Origin of the sequence: Phenylobacterium sp. (assembly GCF_013822795.1) — a bacterium.
GTDB lineage: Bacteria > Pseudomonadota > Alphaproteobacteria > Caulobacterales > Caulobacteraceae > Phenylobacterium.
This window is the reverse complement of sequence record NZ_PNLB01000026.1, coordinates 41232-62021: the sequence shown is the minus strand read 5'-3', so window position 1 is coordinate 62021 and position 20790 is coordinate 41232. Positions and strand designations below refer to the sequence as shown.

Genomic DNA, 20790 nt, shown 5'->3' with positions numbered 1-20790 from the left:
CCCAACTGAAGCACAAGCATACAATACGATGCTGTTCTTCAACGAACACGTTCATCGTTAAGTCTAGCTGCTGCGATGCACCAATCGGTTGTGCAATACCTACTATTGCGACGCGGCAATGCGTCGCAACCAGTAGTGATCAGCACCCAAAGTCCTTGGAGAACGCCAGCATGGCGGCCTTCTGCGGGCCTGAGTATTCGTCAAAGCCGTCTTCGTCGCCATCACGGATCGCCCGTAGCAGAGCTGGCGTGAGCGCCGAGGTCAGAGACCAGTTCCAATACCTGAGCACAGTCTGGGCGCGATCGACCGCGATCATGTCGTAGACCAGTATCGCGCGCTCCAGAGCGCTAGACGGCGCGCCGTCGGCCTCGATCTCGTCGCGCTTGAGCCCCCGCCACAGGGCGCGGATCGCCGACTTCGGCAATCCAGTGGCCTTGCAGAGGATCGCCAACGGCTCGCCGCCGGCGTCGGTGAAGATCTTCGCGCCGGTCATCGGCTTGAGGCCCGCCAGGTACGAGATCTCCTCGGCCACCTCGCGCGTAACACCGTCCGCCGCGGCGGCGGCGATCGCCGCCTCCAGATTGTCGTATGGACTGCGCTCGACGGCGGCGCGGTTGCGCTGGCGGCGCTCGATGAACTGCAGCGCCTTACGTGACAGGGCGTCCTGCCAATGCTCGGCCGCCGCCATCGCGAAGATGTCGCTCGTCGCATCCTGAAGCACCTCGCGGGACACCGCGAAGCGCTGGAGGATCACTCTGCGGGCCTCGGCGTCGGCCCACCAGAACAGCACATAGGCATGGGCCGGACGCAACTCGGGCCGGCGCAGCAGCATCGTGGTCAGCCGCGGGTCGCCACGGGTCAGGGCCACCACCGCCTCGACGCCCCCGGTCGAAAACTTGGCCTCGTCGTTCTTAAGAAGGCACTCGAGCACAAGCACTTCGCCGAACTCGATCAGCACGTCGCAGACGACTTCGCTGACGCCGCGGCGCAGCGCGATCAGTCGCCGGTGTTCAAGGTTCATCAGCCGCGCGCAATCGAGCAGATCGGCGTCGGACAGAGCGGCGGCGTTGAGCAGCAGCTCCTCGGCGATGTCGACCTCGTCGCGCAACAGCAGCCGCGCGAGGGTGGCGGGGATCTCGGTCAAGCCGGCGATCCGGCGCGCCACCTTCTTGCGCTCGGCGGGCTCGGCCTCGCGCAGCATGTCGGCGAGCAGGTCGGCGGTCATCGCCCGTTCGAAGGCGTTGATCCGCGAGATCGGCAGGCAGACGATGTCCGCCAGCCGTTTGAGCAAGGTCGCCCGCGCCCGCGAAGCGGGCGGGGCGTCGAGCTCGGTCATCGGCGACGGCATGTTCATGCGAGATCCAGGCGATTACCTGCCGCCATCGAATCACATCGCGCTTAACCGTGTGTTCACTTGAAGGTCGGCGCCGACCAGTGCTCCCAGATGTTCGGCAGGTCGCTGGAGACCTTGTTCGGGAACGACGGCGGCCGCTTTTCCAGGAACGACATCACCCCCTCGCGAGCGTCGGCCATCGCGCCGCGGGTCTGGATGCCGCGGCTGTCGGCGCGATGCGCCTCCATCGGATGCGCGGCTCCGGCCATCCGCCACAGCAGCTGGCGGGTCAGCGCGATCGAGACCGGCGCGGTGTTCTCGACGATCTCGCGAGCCAGCGCCTTGGCGGCGGGCAACAACTCCTCGGGGGCGTGCAGCGAACGCACAAGGCCGCGGTCGAAGGCTTCCTGCGCCGGAAACACCCGGCCGGTGTAGCACCACTCGAGCGCCGTCTGGACGCCGACCAGTCGCGGCAGGAACCAGGACGAGGCCGCCTCCGGGTTCAGGCCACGACGCGCGAACACCAGGCCGAACCGGGCGTCGGTCGAGGCCAGGCGGATGTCCATCGGCAATTGCATGGTGACGCCCACCCCGACCGCCGGGCCGTTGATCGCGCCGATCACCGGCTTGAGGCTGTCATAGATGCGCAGCGAGACCAGGCCGCCGCCGTCGCGCTGGACGCCCTCGCGCGTCCGAGCCGCCCGATCCTCGCCGCCGCGCTTGTCGTAGTCGAACGTCTCGCCCCCGGCCGACAGGTCGGCGCCGGCGCAGAAGGCGCGGCCCGCGCCGGTGACGATCACCGCCTTCACCGCGTCGTCCCCGTCGGTCACGTCGAACGCAGCGATCAGGTCCTTCATCATCTGGGTATTGAAGGCGTTGAGCTTCTCCGGGCGGTTCAGGGTGATCGTCGCCACCCCATCCTCGACGCCGTAGCCGAGGGTCTCGAAACTGTGCGTGGCCATCTGATCCTCCCTGAAATTTCGCCTACTCCGCCCCGCTTGACGGACGGTCCGTCAAGGCCCGCATACTCGCCTTAACAACGATAACTTTGGGAGGACGGTCGAGACGCCAAAGAGCGCCCGGCCGCCGCAAGGAAGAGTTCATGCATCCGGCCAGCCACGCCCAGACCCATCCCGACCGCGCCGCCTTTGTCATGGCCGGATCCGGCGAGACCGTGACCTACAAGCAGCTCGACGAACGCTCGAACCAGGGCGCTCAGCTCTTCCGCTCCCTTGGCCTCAAGACCGGCGACGTCATCGCCATCCTGATGGAGAACCATCCGCGGTTCTTCGAGATCGCCTGGGCCGCGCAGCGCGCCGGGCTCTACTTCGCCTGTATTTCCTCGAAGCTGACGGCCGGCGAGGTCGAGTACATCATGAAGGACTGCGAGGCGAAGGTGCTGATCACCTCGGCCGGCGTCGGTTCGGTCGTGGATGAACTGCCGCCGCTGCTGCCGGGCGTGAAGTTCTACATGGTCGGTCAGCCGCGCGCGCCCTACGAGAGCTTCGAGACCGCCCGCGACGTCCAGCCGACGACGCCGATCGCTGACGAGAGCGCCGGAACCGACATGCTCTATTCGTCGGGCACGACCGGCCGCCCGAAGGGCATCAAGCCGCCGCTGACCGGCGCGCCGATCGACGCCCCCAACCCGCTCGCCATGATGGCCCAGATGCTGTTCGGCTTTCAGAATGACAGCGTCTATCTCTCGCCCGCGCCGCTCTATCACGCTGCGCCATTGCGCTGGTGCATGAGCGTCCACCGCCTCGGCGGCACGGTCGTGGTGATGGAGAAATTCGATCCGGAAGACGCTCTGGGCCTGATCGAGAAGTACAAGGTCGACGTCGGCCAGTTCGTGCCCACTCACTTCGTGCGGATGCTGAAGCTCCCCCCCGAGGTGCGCGCCAAATACGACGTCTCCTCGATGCGCTCGGCCGTTCACGCCGCCGCCCCCTGCCCGATCCCGGTCAAGGAGCAGATGATGGCCTGGTGGGGGCCGGTCATCCACGAGTACTACGCGGGCAGCGAGGGCAACGGGTTCTGCTACATCGGTCCGCACGACTGGCTGACCCACAAGGGGTCGGTCGGCAAGGCCACGACCGCCGAGCTTCACATCGTCGGCGAGGACGGCGAGGAGGTCCCCGCGCGCACCGAAGGCACGGTCTACTTCGGCGGCGGCACGCCGCTGAGCTATCACAACGCGCCCGAGAAGATCGCCGAGAACACCAACAAGTACGGCTGGACCACGCTCGGCGACGTGGGCTGGGTCGACGAGGACGGCTTCCTGTACCTCACCGACCGCAAGAGCTTCATGATCATCTCCGGCGGCGTGAACATCTATCCGCAGGAACTTGAGAACCTGCTGATCACCCACCCCAAGGTCGCCGACGCCGCCGTGGTCGGCGGGCCGCACGAGGAGATGGGCGAACAGGTCATCGCCGTCATTCAACCGATGGACTGGAGCGCCGCGGGCGAAGACCTGAAGGCCGAACTCGCCGCCTTCTGCCGCGCCAACCTCAGCCACGTGAAGTCGCCGCGAGTCATCGACTTCATGCAGGAGCTGCCGCGCCACCCGACCGGCAAACTCTACAAGCGCCTGATCCGCGACGCCTATTGGGGCAAGGAAGGCTCGCGCATCGTCTGACCGCAAAACCATTTGTTCACTATTTGTTCTTGATGATTTCGCAATCTATGCGATAGTTTACTCTCGCATAGTGACTTCGGACGGCGCGGCCGCTGCCGCGCCGCCGAGGCTGAGATCGACAGGAATCCTGAATGGCGACAATGCCGAATGGGCAGCCGCGCTCCGTACCTGACCCGGAGGGCGAACTTTATGATGCAGAGATGGCCGCCCTCAGGAGGCGACGCGACGAAGCAGAGACCGGAACGACGAAGATCGCCAGGCCCAATCTGGCGCAATCGTTCATTCCCGTAGTCGGCCCCGCGTGGGAGGCCGTCGCCGACTATCAAGACGGGAATTATGCCGGCGCGGCCTTCAACGGCGCGATGGCGGTCGCGGACCTCCTGCCGATCGGGATCGCGGCGAAAGGCGCCCGCGCCGCGAGCAAGGGCATCAAGATTATGAAGGAAGGCTCGGTCTCGGCGAACGCCGCAGCTAAGCAGATTCGAGGGAAGGGCTTGGCCGGCAAAGGGCAGGAGATCCATCACACCATTCCCTTGAAGGGCCTGAGCCGCACCGCCCAGGATCCTCGCAATCACTACGCACTCCTCAAGGTCCTGCCGGTCGAGCAGCATCGGCGCCTGACGGGAAGCTGGAAGGGCCAGCCCCGATACGATCCCATTCGCCGCGCTTGGTATGGCACCACCGACTGGCAGAAAGCCCTGCCGACGGCGGCGGCGGCAAACCTGGCCGATAGCGTACAAAACCTCCTTCAACCGCGGGGGACATCGCGTAGATGAGTTCGTCCGCCGATAGCTCGGTCACGTCCGATCTTGTCGATTTCAACTTCCCGGTGATCGGCTTCACGCCCGACCGAGAGATTTGGGGCTTCCCCGATCGCAGGTCGCTGACGACCTGCGGAAAGCTGACGCGGCGCGAGGGCAAGTCGCTGGGGATGGAACTCATAGACGGCGACGGGCTTCGCTGCCGAGTCGTGGCTGTCCATGACAGAGGCCGGGCGCGCCCCTTCATTCCCTGGCTCATTGGGGCGATGCTGGCCGGCCCACAGTACCGGATCGAGTACAGCCTAGAGCGGCTGGGAAAGGCGTCTCTGGATGAGGTGAAGGCTCGCGCCTGCGAGACGCTGGAGGCCTTTCCAAGCGACTACTGCCTCTTCGATGAACACGAAACGGTCCTGCTTCCACTGATGGCGCAGGTGCGCGCCGCGAGCAGCGTTGAAGAGATCTTCAAGCTTCTAGGACCCGATACCTTCGAGGCCTACTGAGCGTCGAGATATCGGCGAGACGACGTCGCCTCGCCGATATTCCGCGCCTAGTACGAACGGCCGATCAGGATTTCCTCGACGCCCGGGTCGCCGGTGAAGACGCAGGGGCCGAAGCTGTCAGGCTGCTGGCTCGGCGCGTTGCGCAGGGTCAGCTTCAGCGCCTTGAGGCGCTCGACCACCTTGTCCAGCTCAGCGCCGGTCGGGCGGCTCCAGGGCGCGCGCACCCAGCCCTTGAAGGCCGAGGTTTCTTCGTCCTCGTCCGAGAGCTGGCCGAAGTACTCGGCGACCTGCTCGAAGCTGGTCAGGTCGCTGCGGATGTTGGCGTCGAGGCGGGCCTTGGCCTCGTCGAACAGCGACTGCTGGATCTCGGCCAGCAGCGCCGGGGCCTGGGCGACGAACTCGTCGCGGGCCAGGGCTTGGGACTTCACCTTGTCGCCGTCGCGCAGGCGATCGCGACGCATGAAGCTGACCTGGCCGCCAGCCGCATCGCGCGGACCAAGCTCGACGATCACCGGCGCGCCGCGGCGCACCCAGTTCCAGCGCTTGTCGCTCGACTTCTGGTCCTTGGTGTCCAAGAGGGCGCGGATCGGCTCGCCGAGCGCGACCTGCGCGTTCAGGTCCTTCACCAGCGCCTCGGCATAGGCCAGGACCTGGGCGTCCTCTTCCTTGCCGCGCAGCATCGGCACGATGACGATCTGGCGCGGCGCGATGGCCGGCGGCAGCCGCAGGCCATCGTCGTCGCCGTGGGTCATGATCACGCCGCCGATCATGCGGGTCGAGGTGCCCCAGCTGGAGGTGTGGCAGAACTCCATCTCGCCGCTGTCGCTCTGGTAGCGGATGTTTTGCGCGCGCGAGAAGCTGGTGCCCAGATAGTGCGAGGTGCCGGCCTGCAGGGCCTTACCGTCCTGCATCATGGCTTCGATCGAATAGGTGGCGTCGGCGCCGGGAAAGCGCTCGTTCTCCGGCTTCTCACCGGCGACGACCGGCATGGCCAGGACGTTCTCGGAGAACTCCCGGTACATCTCCAGCGCCAGCAGGGTCGACGCCAGCGCGTCCTCACGCGTGGCGTGGGCGGTATGGCCCTCCTGCCAGAGGAATTCCGACGTGCGCAGAAACAGGCGCGTGCGCATCTCCCAACGGACGACGTTGGCCCACTGGTTGATCTTCAGCGGCAGGTCCCGATAGCTCTTCACCCAACGCGAGAAGGCGTCGCCGATGATCGTTTCCGAGGTCGGACGGACGATCAGCGGCTCTTCCAGCTTGGCGTCGGGATCAGGCTGCAGCTTACCGTCGATGCTCTTCAGCCGATGGTGCGTGACCACCGCCATTTCCTTGGCGAAGCCGTCGACGTGCTCGGCTTCCTTGGCGAAGAAGCCAAGCGGGATGAACAGCGGGAAGTAGGCGTTGTCGACGCCCATCTCCTTGATCCGACGGTCCATGGTCTGCTGGATCCGTTCCCAGACGCCATAGCCCCACGGCTTGATGATCATGGAGCCGCGCACCGGGCTGGATTCAGCCATGTCCGCCTCGCGGACGATCGCCTGGTACCAGTCGGGGAAGGTCGACTTGTTGCCGGTCATCCGGCTGACGCTGAGAGCTCGTTGCATAAGGCGCTCTTTAATGTCCCTGGCGGCGGCGTAAAGGCGTTGCGAGCGCCCAGACAGGTGCTAGACCTCGAACATCTGTTTCAATTGATTTGGGAGCAAACGATGAACCCGGTGGAGTTCAAGGATCTGGCCGGCCTGGTCGGTCAGGAAGTCGGCGTTTCGGATTGGGTGGAAATCACCCAGGAACGAGTCAACCAATTCGCCGAAGCCACCGGCGACCATCAATGGATCCACGTCGACGTCGAGCGCGCGACCAAAGAAATCGGCGGCCCGATCGCCCACGGCTATCTGACCCTGTCGCTGATCCCGTTCCTGGGCGCCGGCATGCTGCCGATCAAGGGCGTGACCCGCGGCATCAACTACGGCTCGGATAAGGTCCGCTTCATCAACATGGTCCGCGTCGGCAAGCGCGTGCGCATGCGCCAAAAGCTGATCGGCGCCGAGCCGAAGGCCGGCGGCATGCAGCTGAAGAACGAGTGCACGATCGAGATCGAAGGCGAGACCAAGCCCGCCTGCATCGCCGAGACCATCTCGGTGGTCTACGGCGCCTAAGCGCTCCGACTAATCGTCAGAACGTGAGAACGCCGCCCGTCTCGATGACGGGCGGCGTTTTTCATTGCGGCGAGACCGCTTCTTCGGCCGAGGCCGCGCGCGCTCCGGTCATGGGTTCGGACCGCGCCATCGTGATCGGCGCATGCGGGTCGTCCATCAGCGCCATCGTCTCACGGATGAACTTGGCGTGGGTGACGATGCCGATCTCCAGCCGCTCGTTGTTCAGCTCGACCTGTTGGGTCAGCAGGCCGGCGATGAACTGGACATCCTGCCCCGCGTCGGCGCCGCCGACCCGGCGATGAGCCGCCTGCGACATGAAGACCGGGCCGCCCGAGTTGCCCGGGAACACCGTGAAGTCGAGCAGGAACGTCGGGAACACCTGGGCCGGCGCCACCGGGAACGAGGCGACGCGCCCCGATCGCAGGATCGGGAAGCCGGCCTGGTTCGCCGCCAACCCGCGCGGGAAGCCCAGGGCCATCATCTCGTCGCCAGCCCCGATGTGGTTCGACTGGAAGGTGTCGTCGCCAGCCAACCACTGCATCGGAATAGCGGACTTAGCGAAGGCTTCCGGCGCGGTGATCGAGATCGCCGCGACGTCGCGCGAAGGATGCTTGGTCCACAGCTGCGCGCCGTTGGCGTCCCTGATCTTCAGCGTCTGGGGCGAATAGCTCCAGCTGCCGTCGGGATTGGAGATGCGATAGCCGATCCGCGCCTCGGCGCCCGGCATTTTGGCCAGCACGTGATTGGCGGTCACCAGCACCGTGCGCGGGGCGCCGTCCGGCCCGGTCTCAGCGATGAGGAACCCGGTGCCCACCGTGCGCGTTCCATCGCCCAACGGCTGCTCCAACTGGACGGTCGCGTGTATCAGCTCAACTGCAAGATCCAAGGCATTCGCCCCTAGACTAAAGAACTCGTACGCTCCCCGACGATGAGCGTTACTTAGTTAAGAACGCCGTTAGCGGAAAGTCCGCTGGGCCGCGCCCGATTGCCGCGCGGCGTCTCTGTGCGCGCTATTAAGCGGCCAGTAGGGAGCCCGGCACAAGACTCGCACGGAGAGTTGAGCCGAGCATGTTGAAGCGTATCGCCGCCGGGGTGCGGATCCCCCCGGCCTCCCTTGCAGAACTTCAAAGCGGCGAGCTGACGGTCCTGTCGACCGAGCGGCTGTTCGAGGGTCGGCGCGCCATCGTCATGGGCATGCCCGGCGCCTTCAGCCCGACCTGCGCGCAAAAGCACCTCCCCGACTTCATCGCCAACGCTGAGCGGCTACGATCGGCGGGGTTCCAGCTGCTGGCCTGCGTCACCCCCAACGATCCCTGGGTCATGGACCGCTGGGCCCAGGAGCTCGATCCAGGCCGCAAGATCCGCTTCCTTTCCGACGGCAATCTCGAACTGACCCGCAAGCTCGGCCTCAGCGTGCGGGCCGACGGTTATCATCTGGGCGAACGCAGCGCCCGCTACACCATGATCCTCAAGAACGCGGTGATCGAGAAGCTGGCGGTCGAAAACACCATCGAGGAGTTCGCCTGCACGGCCGTGGACGCGGTTCTGCTCTAGGCCTTGAGGCGCGGCCCGCGGCGGCGCATGTAGCTTGCCATGAGCGCTCCCAAGCCCCCCGCCGCCGCCCGCGTCCCCAAGGTCATCGAACAGCTGGGCCGCACCCGCACCGACGACTACGCCTGGATGAAGGACGACAACTGGCGCGAGGTGCTGCGCGACCCCAAGGTCCTGCGGGCCGACATCCGAGAGCACCTGGAAACGGAAAACGCCTACACGAAGGCGCTGCTCGGAAAGACCGAGGCGCTGCAGGCCCAGCTGTTCGCCGAGATGAAGGGTCGCATTAAGGAGGACGATTCCAGCGTCCCTGCCCCCGACGGTCCCTGGGAGTACTACGCCCGCTACGAGATCGGTGCTGAGCACCCCGTCCACGGCCGCCGCGCGCGCGGCGGAGGCGAGGAACAGGTCCTGCTGGACGAGGACGCCCTGGCCAAGGGCAAGTCGTTCTTCCAGGTCGGCGCCGCCAGCCACAGTCCCGACCACAAGCTCTACGCCTGGGCGGCCGATGAGCAGGGCTCGGAGTACTACACGATCCGGGTCAAGGACCTGGAGAGCGGCCAGACGTTCGATCACGCGATCGACAGCGCCTACGGCTCGTTCGTGTTCTCGCCCGACAGCAAGTGGATCTTCTGGATCTGGCGCGACGAGAACGCCCGCCCCTCCAAGGTCTATCGTCGCCCGTCGCGCGGCGGCGACGACGTGCTGGTCTACGAGGAGACCGACGAGGGCATGTTCCTCGGCGTTGGCCTGGCGTCCGACCGCAGCCACATCCTCATCCATGTCGGCAACCAGGAGACCACTGAGCTCTGGCTGATTCCGGCCGCCGATCCGGCCGCCGCCCCGGTGGTGGCCGAGCCGCGCCAAGAGGGCGTGAAGTACGAACTCGACCACTGGTCGGACCGCTGGGTGATCCGCACCAACGCCGATGGCGCCGTGGACTTCAAGCTCGCCCAGTCTTCCGCGTCGGTCCCGGCCCGCGCGACCTGGACCGATTTCGTGGCCCATGAGCCCGGCCGTTTCATCACCGGCTTCGCCGCCTTCGCCGGCTTCCTGGCGCGCCTGGAGCGGGTGAACGCCAACGACCGCATCGTGATCATGGCTCGCGACGGCGCCAGCCACGAGATCGCCTTTGACGAGGAAGCCTACGCCCTCTCGTTGGAAGGCGGGCTGGAGTACGAGACGACGCTGACGCGCTTCGTCTACCAGTCGCCGACCACACCGAGGCAGTGGTTCGACTACGACATGGCCAGTCGCGAACGGACCCTGCGCAAGACGCAGGAGATCCCCTCGGGCCACGACCCGTCCCGTTACGTCGCGCGGAGGCTCTACGCGACGGCGCAGGACGGCGTCCAGGTGCCGGTCACCGTGCTGATGCTGAAGGACACGCCGCTCGACGGCTCCGCGCCGCTGCTGCTCTACGGCTACGGCTCCTACGGCCACGCCATGGAGCCGACCTTCTCGATCCGCAACCTCAGTCTCGTCGACCGAGGCTGGATCTGGGCGGTGGCGCACATCCGCGGCGGCTCCGACAAGGGCTGGGGCTGGTTCCTCGACGGCCGCAAGGAGAAGAAGACCAACACCTTCACCGACTTCATCGCCAGCGCCGAGCACCTGAGCGCCAACGGCTATGGCAAGGCTGGGCGGATGGTCGCCTATGGCGGCTCGGCCGGCGGCATGCTGATGGGGGCGGTCGTCAACATGCGCCCGGACCTCTGGAGCGGCATCATCGCCGCCGTACCGTTCGTCGACGTGCTCAACACCATGAGCGACACCACTCTGCCGCTGACGCCGCCCGAATGGCCCGAGTGGGGCAATCCGCTGGAGGACCCCGCCGCATATGACCGCATCGCGGGCTACAGCCCCTACGACCAAGTCACCGCCAAGCCCTATCCGCCGATCCTAGCGACTGGCGGGCTCAGCGACCCGCGGGTGACCTATTGGGAGCCGCAGAAGTGGGTCGCCAAGCTGCGCGACAACACGACGGGCGATGCCCCGATCCTGCTGAAGATCAACATGGAGGCCGGGCACGGCGGCGCGTCCGGCCGTTTCGACTTCCTCAAGGAAATCGCCCTCGACTACGCCTTCGCCATCTGGGCGCAGGAACGGGGTTGGGAACAGTGATCGTCAGGGCTTCGACGACGGAGGACGCCACGGCGCTGGCCGAGATCTACGGCCACCACGTGCTGAACGGTTTCGGCACCTTCGAGGAGGTGCCCCCGACGATCCAGGACATGGCCGCCCGCCGCCAGGCGATCGTCGAGCGCGGTCTGCCATACTTGGTCGCCGAGGACGCCGGCCGCGTTCTGGGCTTCGCCTATGCCGGACCGTTCCGGCCGCGCGCGGCCTATCGCTACACGGTCGAGGACAGCGTCTACATCGCGCCGGACGCGCTCGGCCGCGGTGTCGGCAAGGCGGTGCTGGGCGCCGTCATTGCAGCCTGCGAGGACTTCGGCATCCGCCAGGTGGTCGCGGTGATCGGCGACTCCGAAAACGCCGGCTCAATCGGCCTGCACCGCTCGCTCGGTTTCGAACACGCTGGGGTCGGCAAGGGCTTCGGCTGGAAGAAGGGGCGTTGGGTCGACATCGTCTGGATGCGCAAAAGCCTCAATGGCGGCGACTCCAGCGCCCCGGACGCCGCCGGCATGGTCCTGGGCGGCGCCTAACCCAGCCCCATCGGCGGCCCCACCAGGGCGATGCGATGGCCCGCAGCGGCCTCGCTCAGCACCGACTGCATCTGCGGGGTCGGTGCGACCGGCGCCGGCAGCCCCGGCGCGGCCGCCGGACGCCCCATCTCCCGCACGAACCCCTCGAAATCACCGCCGCGGGTCATGATCAGGCAGCGGGCGCCGGCCGCCGATCCGACGACGAAGCCGTGCGGCACGCCCTTGGGGCCGACCACCGTCTCGCCGGCCCGGACGATTCGTTCCTGCTCGCCGACGCGAAAGCGCACCACGCCTTCCACCAGATGGAAAATCTCGTCCTCGCGCTCGTGCACGTGCATCGGCGGGGAGTCCCCATAGGGCATCCAGTGCTCTTGAATGCAAAGACCATCAGCCGCCTCGCTCGAGGCGCGGCGGATGACGATGCGGGTGTTGAGGAACCAGAACGCTTGATCGTTGGTCATGGCCGGACCTCCTTCGGTTTGCAGAGGCTGATCGAGTAAGGGCAGGATCGCGCTCACGGAAATCGAACGATGTTATGGGCGCCATCACGCGCATGAATTTTCAGACCTTCGATCTCAATCTGCTGCGCGTCTTCGACGCCCTGATCCGTGAGCGCAGCGTCACACGCGCGGGCGAGCGCGTTGGCCTCAGCCAACCGGCGGTCAGCGCGGCCCTGGCTCGCCTGCGCGCGGCGCTGGACGACCAGCTGTTTATCCGACGCGGCCCTGAGATGACGCCGACGCCGCGCGCCGAGACCCTGGCCCCGTTTGTTCGCGACGCGTTGAACAACCTTGAGCGCGGCTTGTTCGGGGATCAGCGATTCGACCCGGCGACCGCCCAGGCCAGCTTCACCCTGCTGGGTGCAGACTTCTTCTCGACGCTGGTGCTGCCAGGCCTGGCCGCACGGCTGCGCGCCGAGGCGCCTGGGATACGGCTGCGTTTTCTCGACTCGGCCCATGGCGACGTCGACCGCCTGCTGCTGGACGACGCCATTGACCTGGCGCTGGAGCGGCCGCTGCAGGTTCCCGATTGGGTTTCGAGTCAGGTGCTGTTCGTCTCGCCCTTTGCAGTCGTCGCGGCCAAGGGGCACGACGCGCTGCGCGACCTGCCGCCGGGCTCGCCGATTCCGCTTGAGCAGTTCTGCGCCCTGCCCCAGGCGATCCGCACCATCTCCGGCGATATGTCCGGCGACGTCGACGAAGCGCTGGCCGCGATCGGCGCGCGTCGCGAGGTGGTGTTGGGACTGCCGCACTTCCAGAGCGTGGCGCTAGCCGTGGGACGCAGCGACCTGATCGCCGCCCTGCCCGTCCAGTACGCCCGCGCCGTGGCCGTCGAGGCAGGCCTGGACCTCTTCCAGTTGCCGATCCCTAGCCCCGCGCCCGAAGTGCGCATGTACTGGCACAGCCGCCACGACAAGCGACCCGCTCACGCCTGGATCCGGCGCGTGGTCGCGACGGCGGTCGCTGAACTCTAGGGGGAGATGGCTGGGGAACTAGGACTCGAACCTAGAATGACGGTACCAAAAACCGCAGTGTTACCATTACACCATTCCCCAGCAGGAACGGCTCGGGGGGATATGTCCCCCGCGGCGAGGGCGTGGAGATAGCTCAACACTTCGCCGGATGCAACGCCCCAAAAAAGGTCTTTCTGACCCGCTTGCGGTGCTGAACGATCGCCTCTATAAGGCGCCCTCCCAAGTCGGAGTGTGGCTCAGTCTGGTAGAGCACCGCGTTCGGGACGCGGGGGTCGCAGGTTCGAATCCTGCCACTCCGACCATTTTTTCCCGCCTTTCCCGAGGGCGGATTCAGCGCACGGCGGTGGGACGCCGCGCCCCAAGCGCTAGGCGCTTCCTCACCTCTCAGTGACTGTTGGCGGTCGAATAGGGAAAGACGTCCGTCGAACCCGTCGCGACGGTGTCGGCCGCATCAACGCCCGTAGCGCTGCTGGCGGCCAGTTCCGAGCGTGAGGCGTCCTGCGGGCGGAAAGCCGCGAAGACTTCCTCCAGCGGGCGGGTTTCCGGCAGCACGTAGGCCACGCCCTTAGTGCCGGCGAACGTGGGCTGCACGATCTTCTCGTAGAACTCCACCGGCACGTTGATGCATCCAAAGGTGATGCGATTGTCTTTTGGGGTGGGCGACTGCAAGCGCTGCAGACGGTGCTCTTTGGGATTGTTGAGCGGCACCTGGTGGATCGAGACAGCCGTATCGTAGTCGACCCAGAGGACGTCCTTGTCGCTCGGCGATTCGCCGAAGCCCATGACGAATCGGCCGGCAGGCGTCGTACGTTCCTCCGGCGTGATTTTCGACAGTTCCTTTTCACCGATACCCGGCGCTGAATCGTCCCCATGGGCTAGGCCCAATAGGGCCGGCGCCACGCCGCGCAGCCTGCCGTCGCCGCCGAACACGAAGACCTCGGCCGACACCTTGTCGATGATCAAGAACGGCATGCCGTCGTAGTCGTCCGACGCAATCACCCAGTCCGCCAGCCGCACGACCTCTTTCGAAGCCGGCGTCTGCGCCTGCTCGGCCGAACGTTCGGGCGTGGCGGCTGCGGCCGAGGCTGGAGGGACCCCGACCGACAACACACCAAGCGCCCAAGCCGCCAATATCGCTTTCAAAGGATCGCGCATAAAATTCGTCCCACCAACCCGACGCCAAACAACTGGCGTAGAGAGCGAACGTTTGACGGCGCAGATCGTCGAAATTGGGACGATCAGTTTCTCGGCATCTTCGCACTGCGGGTTTGAGCCGCCTGCATGGCCATCTGCTCATTTCGGTCGACACGGGCGGTCAACTGATCGAGCCGCTGGTTAGCGTTCCGAGCGTCATTCCCCGCCGCCTGGGCCGCGCTGTTGGCGGCGTCGGCGCGTTGAATTGCGTCTGTCGCCTTAGCGTCGACGGCGTCGATACGGCCGTTGACCGCAGCGATCTGCTCATTGACGTAGTCAGTTGTGGCGCAGCCGCTCAAAGCCAACCCGCCCACAGCCAGGATCGAGACGAAGCGTACGCTCGCCCAGGGATTCATCAGTCGGACCATTTCGCACGTCCTCTATGGTTGAAGACGAATGGTCGCCCAATCTGCTGAGCGCCTACACCCGGCGAATCCCTTAGTTCGTGTCCGCTTGTCTGCTGATGCTGGCCTGGGGCGTGGCCGCGCCTAATCGGCCTTGGCCAGGCCTTTCGCCCCGGCTTCGGCCGCCGCCAGGACACGCAGGAAGTTTCCGCCCCAGATCGCGTCGACCTGCTCCTCGCTGTAACCGCGCGCCAGCAGTTCGCCCGTCACGTTGGCGGCGTCAGCCTCGTCGCGGAAGCCCGGAACGCCCGAGCCGTGGTTGAAGTCGGTGCCGACGCCGACGTGGTCGGCCCCAATGCGCTTGGCGATGTAGTCGATGTGATCGACATAGTCCTTCAGCGTGGCCTGGGGCGACAGGGCTCGGTAGGCGACGAAGAAGGCGTCGCGGCGATCAGCCGGAAGGTCGTCTGCGCCCTGGTAGCCGGACTTGTCTAGCGCCAGGCCGTACTGCGCCCGCAGCGACTTCAACCGCTGCGCATAGTCGGTCGGCGCCGGCAGCAGATAGGCGTTGAACGGCACGACCTGCACCACCCCGCCGTTGGCTTTGATCGCGTCGAGCTCGGCGTCGGACAGGTTGCGGGTGTTGTCGACCAGGCCGCGCGCCGCCGAATGCGTCGCCACGACCGGCGTACGGGTCAGCTCCAGCGTCTGGAACACGCCCTTGGGCGTCAGCTGCGACACGTCGATCAGGACGCCCAGATCGTTGAGACGGCCGACCGCGGCCTTGCCCAGGGGCGAGAGGCCGCCGTGCTGCTCGCCGGCCCCTTGCTGGGGCCGCGACGAATCCGCAAAGGCGTTGTTGCCGGCGTGGTTCAGGGCCGCGACCCGAACGCCGTCGGCCTTTAGGCGATCGAACTCGGCGACGTCGGGCTTCAGCGAGTAGGCGTTCTGGAAGCCGATCAGCACCGCAATCTTGCCCTGCCCCACGATCTTGCGCACGTCTTCGGCCGAGTAGGCGATGGCGATGTCGCCAGGATGATCGACGGCCAGCTTACGGATCGCCGCCAACTTGGCGTCCGCCTCGGCGCGAGCGGCGGCGTGCCCTTCAGGAGTGTCGGGTCCGGTCGAAACCGCGACCGCGTAGACCAAGGCGTCGACGCCGCCGGCCTTGAGCTTGCCGAGTTCGGAGAAGGTCGTGCCGTCAGGCGCGTAGTAGCGGGCGTTGGTCCCCGGCAGCAGCACATCGACGTGGCCGTCAAGGACCAGGGCCCGGCCATGCACTGCCGCGGCATCCGCGGCGATGGCCGGCGCCGACATCAGTCCCAGCATCGCCCCCGCGGTCATCAGGGTTCGACGCGCCAGTCGTGCGCTCGAGATCATGATCGTCTCCAATGAAACGGGCGCCGCCCCAGCGCGATCGCCGCTACATTCCTACAATGTGAATAGGAATTATCGTCTCAATGGAGATTTTCTGCCGCAGCTAAGAGCCAAGCCGCAGCCTGCGACAGGGCGAGGGGATCCCCTCGCCCTGCGCGGGTCATTCGCCGGCGGCTTCCCAGCCGCCGCCCAGCGCCTTGAACAGGGCGATCTGGTTGGTGGTCACCTGGGCGTCGGACTGCGCGAGCTGGGCCTCAAGCGAGGCCAGCTGGCGCTCGGCCACTAACACGGCCAGCAGGCTGTCGACGCCGGCCTCGTTGCGCAGGCGGGCCAGCCGGGCCGCGGTCTCGCCTTCGTCGCGGGCGCGCTTGAGCGCGGCGCGGCGGTCGAGCTCGCGGGCGTACTGGGTCAGGGCCGTCTCAGTCTCCTGCAGCGCGGTCAGGTTGACCTTCTCGAAGGTGGCCAGCGCGGCTTCCGCCCCGGCCCCAGCCTGCTTCACACGGGCGCGAGCGGCCAGGATGTTCGGGAAGTTCCAATTGATCAGCGGCCCGACATTGAAGGTGTAGTCGTCCCCAAGGTCCCCGCTCCGCGCCCCGGTGGTGGCGATGCCGCCGCCGATGGTCACCGACGGATAGAGCGAGGCCGTAGCCACGCCGATGCGCGCGGTGGCCGCGGCCAGGTCCCGCTCGGCCTGACGCACGTCTGGACGCCGGGCGAGCATGCCCGCCCCATCGCCGACCGGGATAGCCTGAGCCACCTGCGGCGTCGCCTGGCAGCTCAACACCGCCTGCGGCGCTTCGGCCGGGGTCTTGCCGGTCAGCAGCGCCAGACGGAACAGCGCCGCCGAACGCTGGGCGTCGAGCGACGGCAGCACCGCCTTCGAGGTCTCGAGCTGAGTCGCCGCCGCCGAGGTATCGGCAGCAGTGCCGCGCCCGGCCTCAAGCTGACGGGCGGTCAGGTCGTAGGTATTCTGCTGCAGCTCGATGGTCCGCTTGGTCACCGCGATCTGGGCGTTGGCCGCACAGATGTCGGCATAGGCCCGGGCGGTCTCGGCGGCGACCGAGACGCGCACCACGTCCAGCGCCGCCTGCGCGGCGGCCACGTCGGCGCGGTTGGCCTCCAGGCTGCGGCGCACGCGGCCGAACAGGTCGACCTCGTACGACATGTCGAAGCCCGCGCGGTACTGGTCGCCCTCGGCGAACTGGCCCGTCACCACGTCCTGACCGCGGACGCGCTGTCCCGACGCCGAGATGGTGGTCGACGGCAACAGCCCCGAGCGGGTCTCGCTCAGCACCGCCCGCACCCGCGAGAGGTTCGCGGCCGCGACAGCGACATCCTTGTTGGCGACCAGGGCCTCCTGAACCAGACCATCGAGGGTCGGGTCCTGGAACAGCCGCCACCAGTCGCCGGGAGGGGCGTCGGCCGCGGCGATCGCCGGTTCGGCCGAGATGAACGCCCCCTGCCCCGAGGCCGCCGGCGCCGGGACCTGGTAGTTCGGTCCGACGGCGCAGGCGGTCAGCGCCGTAGCGCCCAGCAGCGCAGGGATCAGCTTAAGGCGGATCACTTCGCGCCTCCTTCATACTCGAGCGGGTGGTGCGGCGTGCCGCCCCCGGTGGTCGGATAGGTCTTCTCTTCCTTGCCCTTGGCCTTCGGTAGGCGAGCGGCCAGCCAGCGGCAGAGCACGTAGAAGACCGGCGTGAAGATCAGGCCGAAGACAGTCACGCCCAGCATCCCGAAGAACACCGCCGTGCCCAGCGCCTGACGCATCTCCGCCCCCGGCCCCGTGGCGATCGCCAGCGGCAGCACGCCCAAGATGAAGGCGAACGAAGTCATCAGGATCGGCCGCAGACGGGTCCGGGCCGCCTTGATGGCCGCTTCGAACCGGTCGGCCCCCTCGTCTTCCTCCGCCTGCTTGGCGAATTCGACGATGAGGATCGCGTTCTTGGCCGCCAGGGCGACAAGCACGATCAGACCGATCTGGGTCAGGATGTTGTTGTCCTGGCCCCGCAAGTTCACGCCGAGAATGGCCGCGAGGATGCACATCGGCACGATCAGGATGACCGCCAACGGCAGGGTGAAGGCCTCGTATTGCGCGGCCAGCACCAGGAACACGAACACCACTGCCAGGAGGAAGATCAGGGCGCCGGAGTTGCCGGCCGCCTTTTCCTGATAGGCGAGTTCGGTCCACTCGTAGCTGAAGCCGGCCGGCAGCACCTTGGCGGCGTGTTGCTCCATCGCCGTGAGCGCATCGCCCGACGCCACGCCCGGAGGCGCCCCGCCCTGCACTTCTGCGGCCGGGAAGAGATTGTAGCGCACCACGCGGACCGGACCGGTTTCGTCCTTCACCGTGGCCAGCGAGCCCAGGGGCACCATGCCGCCCGACGCCGAACGGACCTTGATGCCGGCGATGTCGGACGGGTCGTCCCGCGCGTCGGACTCGGCCTGCGCAGTCACCCGGAAGGTGCGACCCAGCAGGTTGAAGTCGTTGACGTAGGTCGAGCCGAGATAGGTGCTCATGGCGTCGTAGATCGCGCCAGGCTGCACGCCCATCAGCAGGGCCTTGTCGCGGTCGATCTCGGCGGTCACGCGCGGCGAGCCGGTGTTGAACTGCGAGAAGACGCCCACGGTGGACTGCGGCGTTCCAGCCGCGGCCCCAACCAGGCCGTTGGCCGCCTGCTCCAGCGCAGCATAGCCGGCGCCCGAGCGATCCTGGACCATCATCTTGAAGCCGCCGGCGTTGCCCATGCCTTCGACAGGCGGCGGCGCCAGGAAGAAGATGTTGGCTTCCTGGATGCCCGACAGACGTCCCATGACCATGCCGGCCATGTTGTCGGCGCTCAGTTCCTTGCCGCGCTCGGACCAGTCGTCGAGCTTCACGAAGAACACGCCGCCGTTGGACATGGCCGAGAAGCTGGCCCCGTCGAGACCGGCGAAGGCCGAGACGCCCTGAACGCCAGGGGTGTCCTGCACGATCGCCGCGGCTTGGCGGACGACTGCGTCGGTGCGCTCGAGCGAGGCGCCCGGCGGAAGCTGGACGACGCCGATCAGGAAGCCCTGGTCCTGCTGCGGGATGAAGCCGGTCGGGGTGGCGGTCAGACGCCAGCCGGTCAGCAGGATCAGGCCCGCATAGATCACCAGCACGATCATGCTGGCGCGCACCAGGCGGGCGGTCAGCGCGCCGTACTTGTCGCTCAGCCAGTCGAAGCCGCTGTTGAACTTGTGACCGGCCATCTTGATCGGACGCATCCAGCGCGGGCCGGTGTCGAGCGAGTGCTCGACATGCGGCTTGAGCAGCAGCGCGGCGAGGGCCGGCGACAAGGTCAGCGAAGTGATCAGCGAGATCACCGAGGCGGCCGAGATGGTGACCGCGAACTGGCGGAAGAACATGCCGGGGATGCCGGGCATAAAGGCGGTCGGCACGAACACGGCCAGCAGCACCAGACCGATGGCGATCAGGGCGCCGGACACTTCGTCCATGGTCCTGAACGCCGCCTCTCTTGGCGTCATGCCTCGGCGTATGTTTCGCTCCACCGCCTCGACCACGACGATGGCGTCGTCGACGACGATGCCGACCGCCAGCACGAGGGCGAACATCGACAGCGAGTTCAGCGAATAGCCGAGCGCGAGTTGCACCGCGAAGGTGCCGACCAGGGCGACCGGGATCGCCAGGATTGGGATGATCGCCGCGCGCCAGGTCTGCAGGAACACCATGATCACGACGACCACGAGGATCACCGCTTCGAACAAGGTGCTCTGCACCGAGGCGACGGACGCCTCGACGAATTCAGTCGGATTGTAGGGGATCGAGTAGCTCACGCCTTGCGGCATGGACGGCTTCAGTTCCTCAACCGCCTTCATGACTTCGGCGGCGGTCGACAGGGCGTTGGCGCCCGGTTGCTGAACGATCGCCAGGCCGATGCCGCGCTTGCCGTCGAAGTAGCCGCGCATCCCGTAGTCCTGGGCGCCCAGCTCGACGCGGCCGATGTCGCGCACGCGGGTCACGCGTCCGTCGGCGTCGGTGCGGATGACGATGTTGGCGAACTCTTCCGGATCGGCCAGTCGGCCCTGGACCTGCACCGGCAGCTGGAAGGCCGCGCCGGTGTCGTTCGGAGCCTGACCGAGGGCGCCGCCCGCAGCCTGGACATTCTGGGCTCGCAGCGCCGCCACGATCTCGTCGGAGGTCAGGTTGCGCGCCGAGGCCTTGCCCGGGTCGATCCAGACCCGCATCGAGTAGAAGCCGCCGCCGAACACCTGCACGCCGCCGACGCCCTTGATGCGCAGCATGCGGTCGCGAACCGTCGAGTTCGCGAAGTTGCCGATGTGGTCGAGGTCGGCGTTGGGATCATCAGAGGTCAGCGCGACGAGCAGCAAGAAGCCTGAAAGCTGCTTGTTTACGGTCACCCCGACCTGACGCACCTGCTCGGGCAGGCGCGGCGTGGCGAGCGCCACCCGGTTCTGGACGAGCACCTGCGCGGCGTCGAGGTCGGTGCCCGGCTCGAAGGTCACGGAGATCGTCGCCATGCCGTCGGCGGTCGACGACGAGGTCATGTAGAGCATGCCCTCGACGCCGTTGATTTCCTGCTCAATCGGCGCGGCGACGGTCTCGGCGAGGGTCTCGGCCGAGGCGCCGGGATAGGTGGCGGTGACCGCGATGGTCGGGGGCGCGATGTCCGGATACTGCGACAGCGGCAGCAGCGGCAAGGCGAAGGCCCCGATCAGGGCGATGAACACCGACAGCACGCCCGCGAAGATCGGGCGGTCGATGAAGAAGTGCGAGAAACGCATGGATT

18 protein-coding genes and 2 tRNA genes are annotated in these 20790 nt (G+C 66.8%); 9 read left to right on the top strand and 11 right to left on the bottom strand.

All coding sequences use genetic code 11. From position 1 onward, the window contains the following. Positions 1–139 precede the first annotated feature (139 nt). Together C0481_RS20035 and C0481_RS20030 are read right to left on the bottom strand one after the other, a co-directional pair. Positions 140–1354 (bottom strand): DUF2336 domain-containing protein, encoded by a 1215-nt coding sequence (locus C0481_RS20035; protein WP_293407201.1) that lies wholly within the window; start codon positions 1352–1354, stop codon positions 140–142. Between the two features lie 56 nt (positions 1355–1410). After that, positions 1411–2295, bottom strand: a complete 885-nt coding sequence (locus C0481_RS20030) for a crotonase/enoyl-CoA hydratase family protein (protein ID WP_293407199.1) — start codon at positions 2293–2295, stop codon at positions 1411–1413. Positions 2296–2435: 140 nt separating this feature from the next. Between C0481_RS20030 and C0481_RS20025 the strand changes: the two genes are divergently transcribed. The 3 genes from C0481_RS20025 (at position 2436) to C0481_RS20015 (ending at position 5235) form a co-directional block, all read left to right on the top strand. Continuing rightward, entirely contained in the window at positions 2436–3974 is a 1539-nt protein-coding gene (locus C0481_RS20025; RefSeq protein WP_293407197.1) for an acyl-CoA synthetase, read from the top strand. Positions 3975–4105: 131 nt separating this feature from the next. Then, positions 4106–4750 carry a hypothetical protein gene (locus C0481_RS20020; RefSeq protein WP_293407195.1) on the top strand — a complete coding sequence of 215 codons (645 nt, stop codon included), beginning with the start codon at positions 4106–4108 and terminating at the stop codon, positions 4748–4750. Further along, positions 4747–5235: a hypothetical protein gene (locus tag C0481_RS20015; protein ID WP_293407193.1), complete on the top strand. Its 489-nt coding sequence runs from the start codon at positions 4747–4749 to the stop codon at positions 5233–5235. Before C0481_RS20020 ends, C0481_RS20015 begins: the two co-directional genes overlap by 4 nt. Positions 5236–5282: 47 nt before the next feature. Here C0481_RS20015 and proS read toward each other — a convergent pair whose 3' ends face one another. Beyond that, positions 5283–6842, bottom strand: coding sequence for a proline--tRNA ligase (gene proS, locus C0481_RS20010; protein ID WP_293407191.1), 1560 nt, complete (start codon positions 6840–6842; stop codon positions 5283–5285). A gap of 102 nt (positions 6843–6944) precedes the next feature. Here proS and C0481_RS20005 point away from each other — a divergent pair, with 102 nt between their 5' ends. Then, positions 6945–7394 carry a MaoC family dehydratase gene (locus tag C0481_RS20005; protein ID WP_293407188.1) on the top strand — a complete coding sequence of 150 codons (450 nt, stop codon included), beginning with the start codon at positions 6945–6947 and terminating at the stop codon, positions 7392–7394. A gap of 61 nt (positions 7395–7455) precedes the next feature. On the opposite strand, the gene C0481_RS20000 is transcribed toward C0481_RS20005, so the two are convergent. Then, positions 7456–8280, bottom strand: a complete 825-nt coding sequence (locus C0481_RS20000) for a serine protease (RefSeq protein WP_293407186.1) — start codon at positions 8278–8280, stop codon at positions 7456–7458. A gap of 182 nt (positions 8281–8462) precedes the next feature. Between C0481_RS20000 and C0481_RS19995 the strand changes: the two genes are divergently transcribed. Genes C0481_RS19995 through C0481_RS19985 form a run of 3 tightly spaced genes read left to right on the top strand, consistent with a single transcriptional unit; the run spans position 8463 to position 11611 of the window. Beyond that, positions 8463–8948 carry a peroxiredoxin gene (locus C0481_RS19995; RefSeq protein WP_293407184.1) on the top strand — a complete coding sequence of 162 codons (486 nt, stop codon included), beginning with the start codon at positions 8463–8465 and terminating at the stop codon, positions 8946–8948. A gap of 39 nt (positions 8949–8987) precedes the next feature. Further along, positions 8988–11069, top strand: a complete 2082-nt coding sequence (locus C0481_RS19990; protein ID WP_293407182.1) for a S9 family peptidase — start codon at positions 8988–8990, stop codon at positions 11067–11069. Continuing rightward, positions 11066–11611, top strand: a complete 546-nt coding sequence (locus C0481_RS19985) for a GNAT family N-acetyltransferase (protein WP_293407180.1) — start codon at positions 11066–11068, stop codon at positions 11609–11611. Before C0481_RS19990 ends, C0481_RS19985 begins: the two co-directional genes overlap by 4 nt. Here C0481_RS19985 and C0481_RS19980 read toward each other — a convergent pair. Continuing rightward, positions 11608–12072 carry a cupin domain-containing protein gene (locus C0481_RS19980; RefSeq protein ID WP_293407178.1) on the bottom strand — a complete coding sequence of 155 codons (465 nt, stop codon included), beginning with the start codon at positions 12070–12072 and terminating at the stop codon, positions 11608–11610. The genes C0481_RS19985 and C0481_RS19980 overlap by 4 nt on opposite strands. A gap of 92 nt (positions 12073–12164) precedes the next feature. Here C0481_RS19980 and C0481_RS19975 point away from each other — a divergent pair, with 92 nt between their 5' ends. Continuing rightward, positions 12165–13085: a LysR family transcriptional regulator gene (locus C0481_RS19975; RefSeq protein ID WP_293407175.1), complete on the top strand. Its 921-nt coding sequence runs from the start codon at positions 12165–12167 to the stop codon at positions 13083–13085. Positions 13086–13092: 7 nt separating this feature from the next. Here the strand turns inward: C0481_RS19975 and C0481_RS19970 are convergent. Beyond that, positions 13093–13166, bottom strand: a tRNA-Gln gene (locus C0481_RS19970). A 144-nt stretch (positions 13167–13310) separates the two neighbouring features. On the opposite strand from C0481_RS19970, the gene C0481_RS19965 reads away from it, so the two are divergent. Continuing rightward, positions 13311–13387: transfer RNA gene (locus C0481_RS19965), tRNA-Pro, on the top strand. Positions 13388–13469: 82 nt separating this feature from the next. Here the strand turns inward: C0481_RS19965 and C0481_RS19960 are convergent. From C0481_RS19960 to C0481_RS19940, 5 genes are all read right to left on the bottom strand, one after another. Beyond that, entirely contained in the window at positions 13470–14240 is a 771-nt protein-coding gene (locus C0481_RS19960; protein WP_293407173.1) for a L,D-transpeptidase, read from the bottom strand. Between the two features lie 83 nt (positions 14241–14323). Continuing rightward, positions 14324–14647 (bottom strand): hypothetical protein, encoded by a 324-nt coding sequence (locus C0481_RS19955; protein ID WP_293407171.1) that lies wholly within the window; start codon positions 14645–14647, stop codon positions 14324–14326. Between the two features lie 120 nt (positions 14648–14767). Continuing rightward, on the bottom strand, positions 14768–16003 hold the full coding sequence (locus tag C0481_RS19950; RefSeq protein WP_293407169.1) for a membrane dipeptidase: 1236 nt from the start codon (positions 16001–16003) through the stop codon (positions 14768–14770). Between the two features lie 157 nt (positions 16004–16160). After that, complete coding sequence (locus C0481_RS19945) at positions 16161–17564, bottom strand: TolC family protein (RefSeq protein ID WP_293407167.1); 1404 nt, start codon at positions 17562–17564, stop codon at positions 16161–16163. Then, positions 17561–20785 carry a multidrug efflux RND transporter permease subunit gene (locus tag C0481_RS19940; RefSeq protein ID WP_293407165.1) on the bottom strand — a complete coding sequence of 1075 codons (3225 nt, stop codon included), beginning with the start codon at positions 20783–20785 and terminating at the stop codon, positions 17561–17563. Before C0481_RS19940 ends, C0481_RS19945 begins: the two co-directional genes overlap by 4 nt. Positions 20786–20790: the final 5 nt, after the last annotated feature.

Coding starts and splice junctions, on each gene's coding strand:
- C0481_RS19980 (WP_293407178.1), bottom strand. CDS start 12,072: ATGACCAACGATCAAGCGTTCTGGTTCCTCAACACCCGCATCGTCATC.
- C0481_RS20030 (WP_293407199.1), bottom strand. CDS start 2,295: ATGGCCACGCACAGTTTCGAGACCCTCGGCTACGGCGTCGAGGATGGG.
- C0481_RS19995 (WP_293407184.1), top strand. CDS start 8,463: ATGTTGAAGCGTATCGCCGCCGGGGTGCGGATCCCCCCGGCCTCCCTT.
- C0481_RS19975 (WP_293407175.1), top strand. CDS start 12,165: ATGAATTTTCAGACCTTCGATCTCAATCTGCTGCGCGTCTTCGACGCC.
- C0481_RS19990 (WP_293407182.1), top strand. CDS start 8,988: ATGAGCGCTCCCAAGCCCCCCGCCGCCGCCCGCGTCCCCAAGGTCATC.
- C0481_RS19955 (WP_293407171.1), bottom strand. CDS start 14,647: ATGGTCCGACTGATGAATCCCTGGGCGAGCGTACGCTTCGTCTCGATC.
- proS (WP_293407191.1), bottom strand. CDS start 6,842: ATGCAACGAGCTCTCAGCGTCAGCCGGATGACCGGCAACAAGTCGACC.
- C0481_RS19950 (WP_293407169.1), bottom strand. CDS start 16,003: ATGATCTCGAGCGCACGACTGGCGCGTCGAACCCTGATGACCGCGGGG.
- C0481_RS20035 (WP_293407201.1), bottom strand. CDS start 1,354: ATGAACATGCCGTCGCCGATGACCGAGCTCGACGCCCCGCCCGCTTCG.
- C0481_RS20025 (WP_293407197.1), top strand. CDS start 2,436: ATGCATCCGGCCAGCCACGCCCAGACCCATCCCGACCGCGCCGCCTTT.
- C0481_RS20020 (WP_293407195.1), top strand. CDS start 4,106: ATGGCGACAATGCCGAATGGGCAGCCGCGCTCCGTACCTGACCCGGAG.
- C0481_RS19960 (WP_293407173.1), bottom strand. CDS start 14,240: ATGCGCGATCCTTTGAAAGCGATATTGGCGGCTTGGGCGCTTGGTGTG.
- C0481_RS20005 (WP_293407188.1), top strand. CDS start 6,945: ATGAACCCGGTGGAGTTCAAGGATCTGGCCGGCCTGGTCGGTCAGGAA.
- C0481_RS19940 (WP_293407165.1), bottom strand. CDS start 20,785: ATGCGTTTCTCGCACTTCTTCATCGACCGCCCGATCTTCGCGGGCGTG.
- C0481_RS20015 (WP_293407193.1), top strand. CDS start 4,747: ATGAGTTCGTCCGCCGATAGCTCGGTCACGTCCGATCTTGTCGATTTC.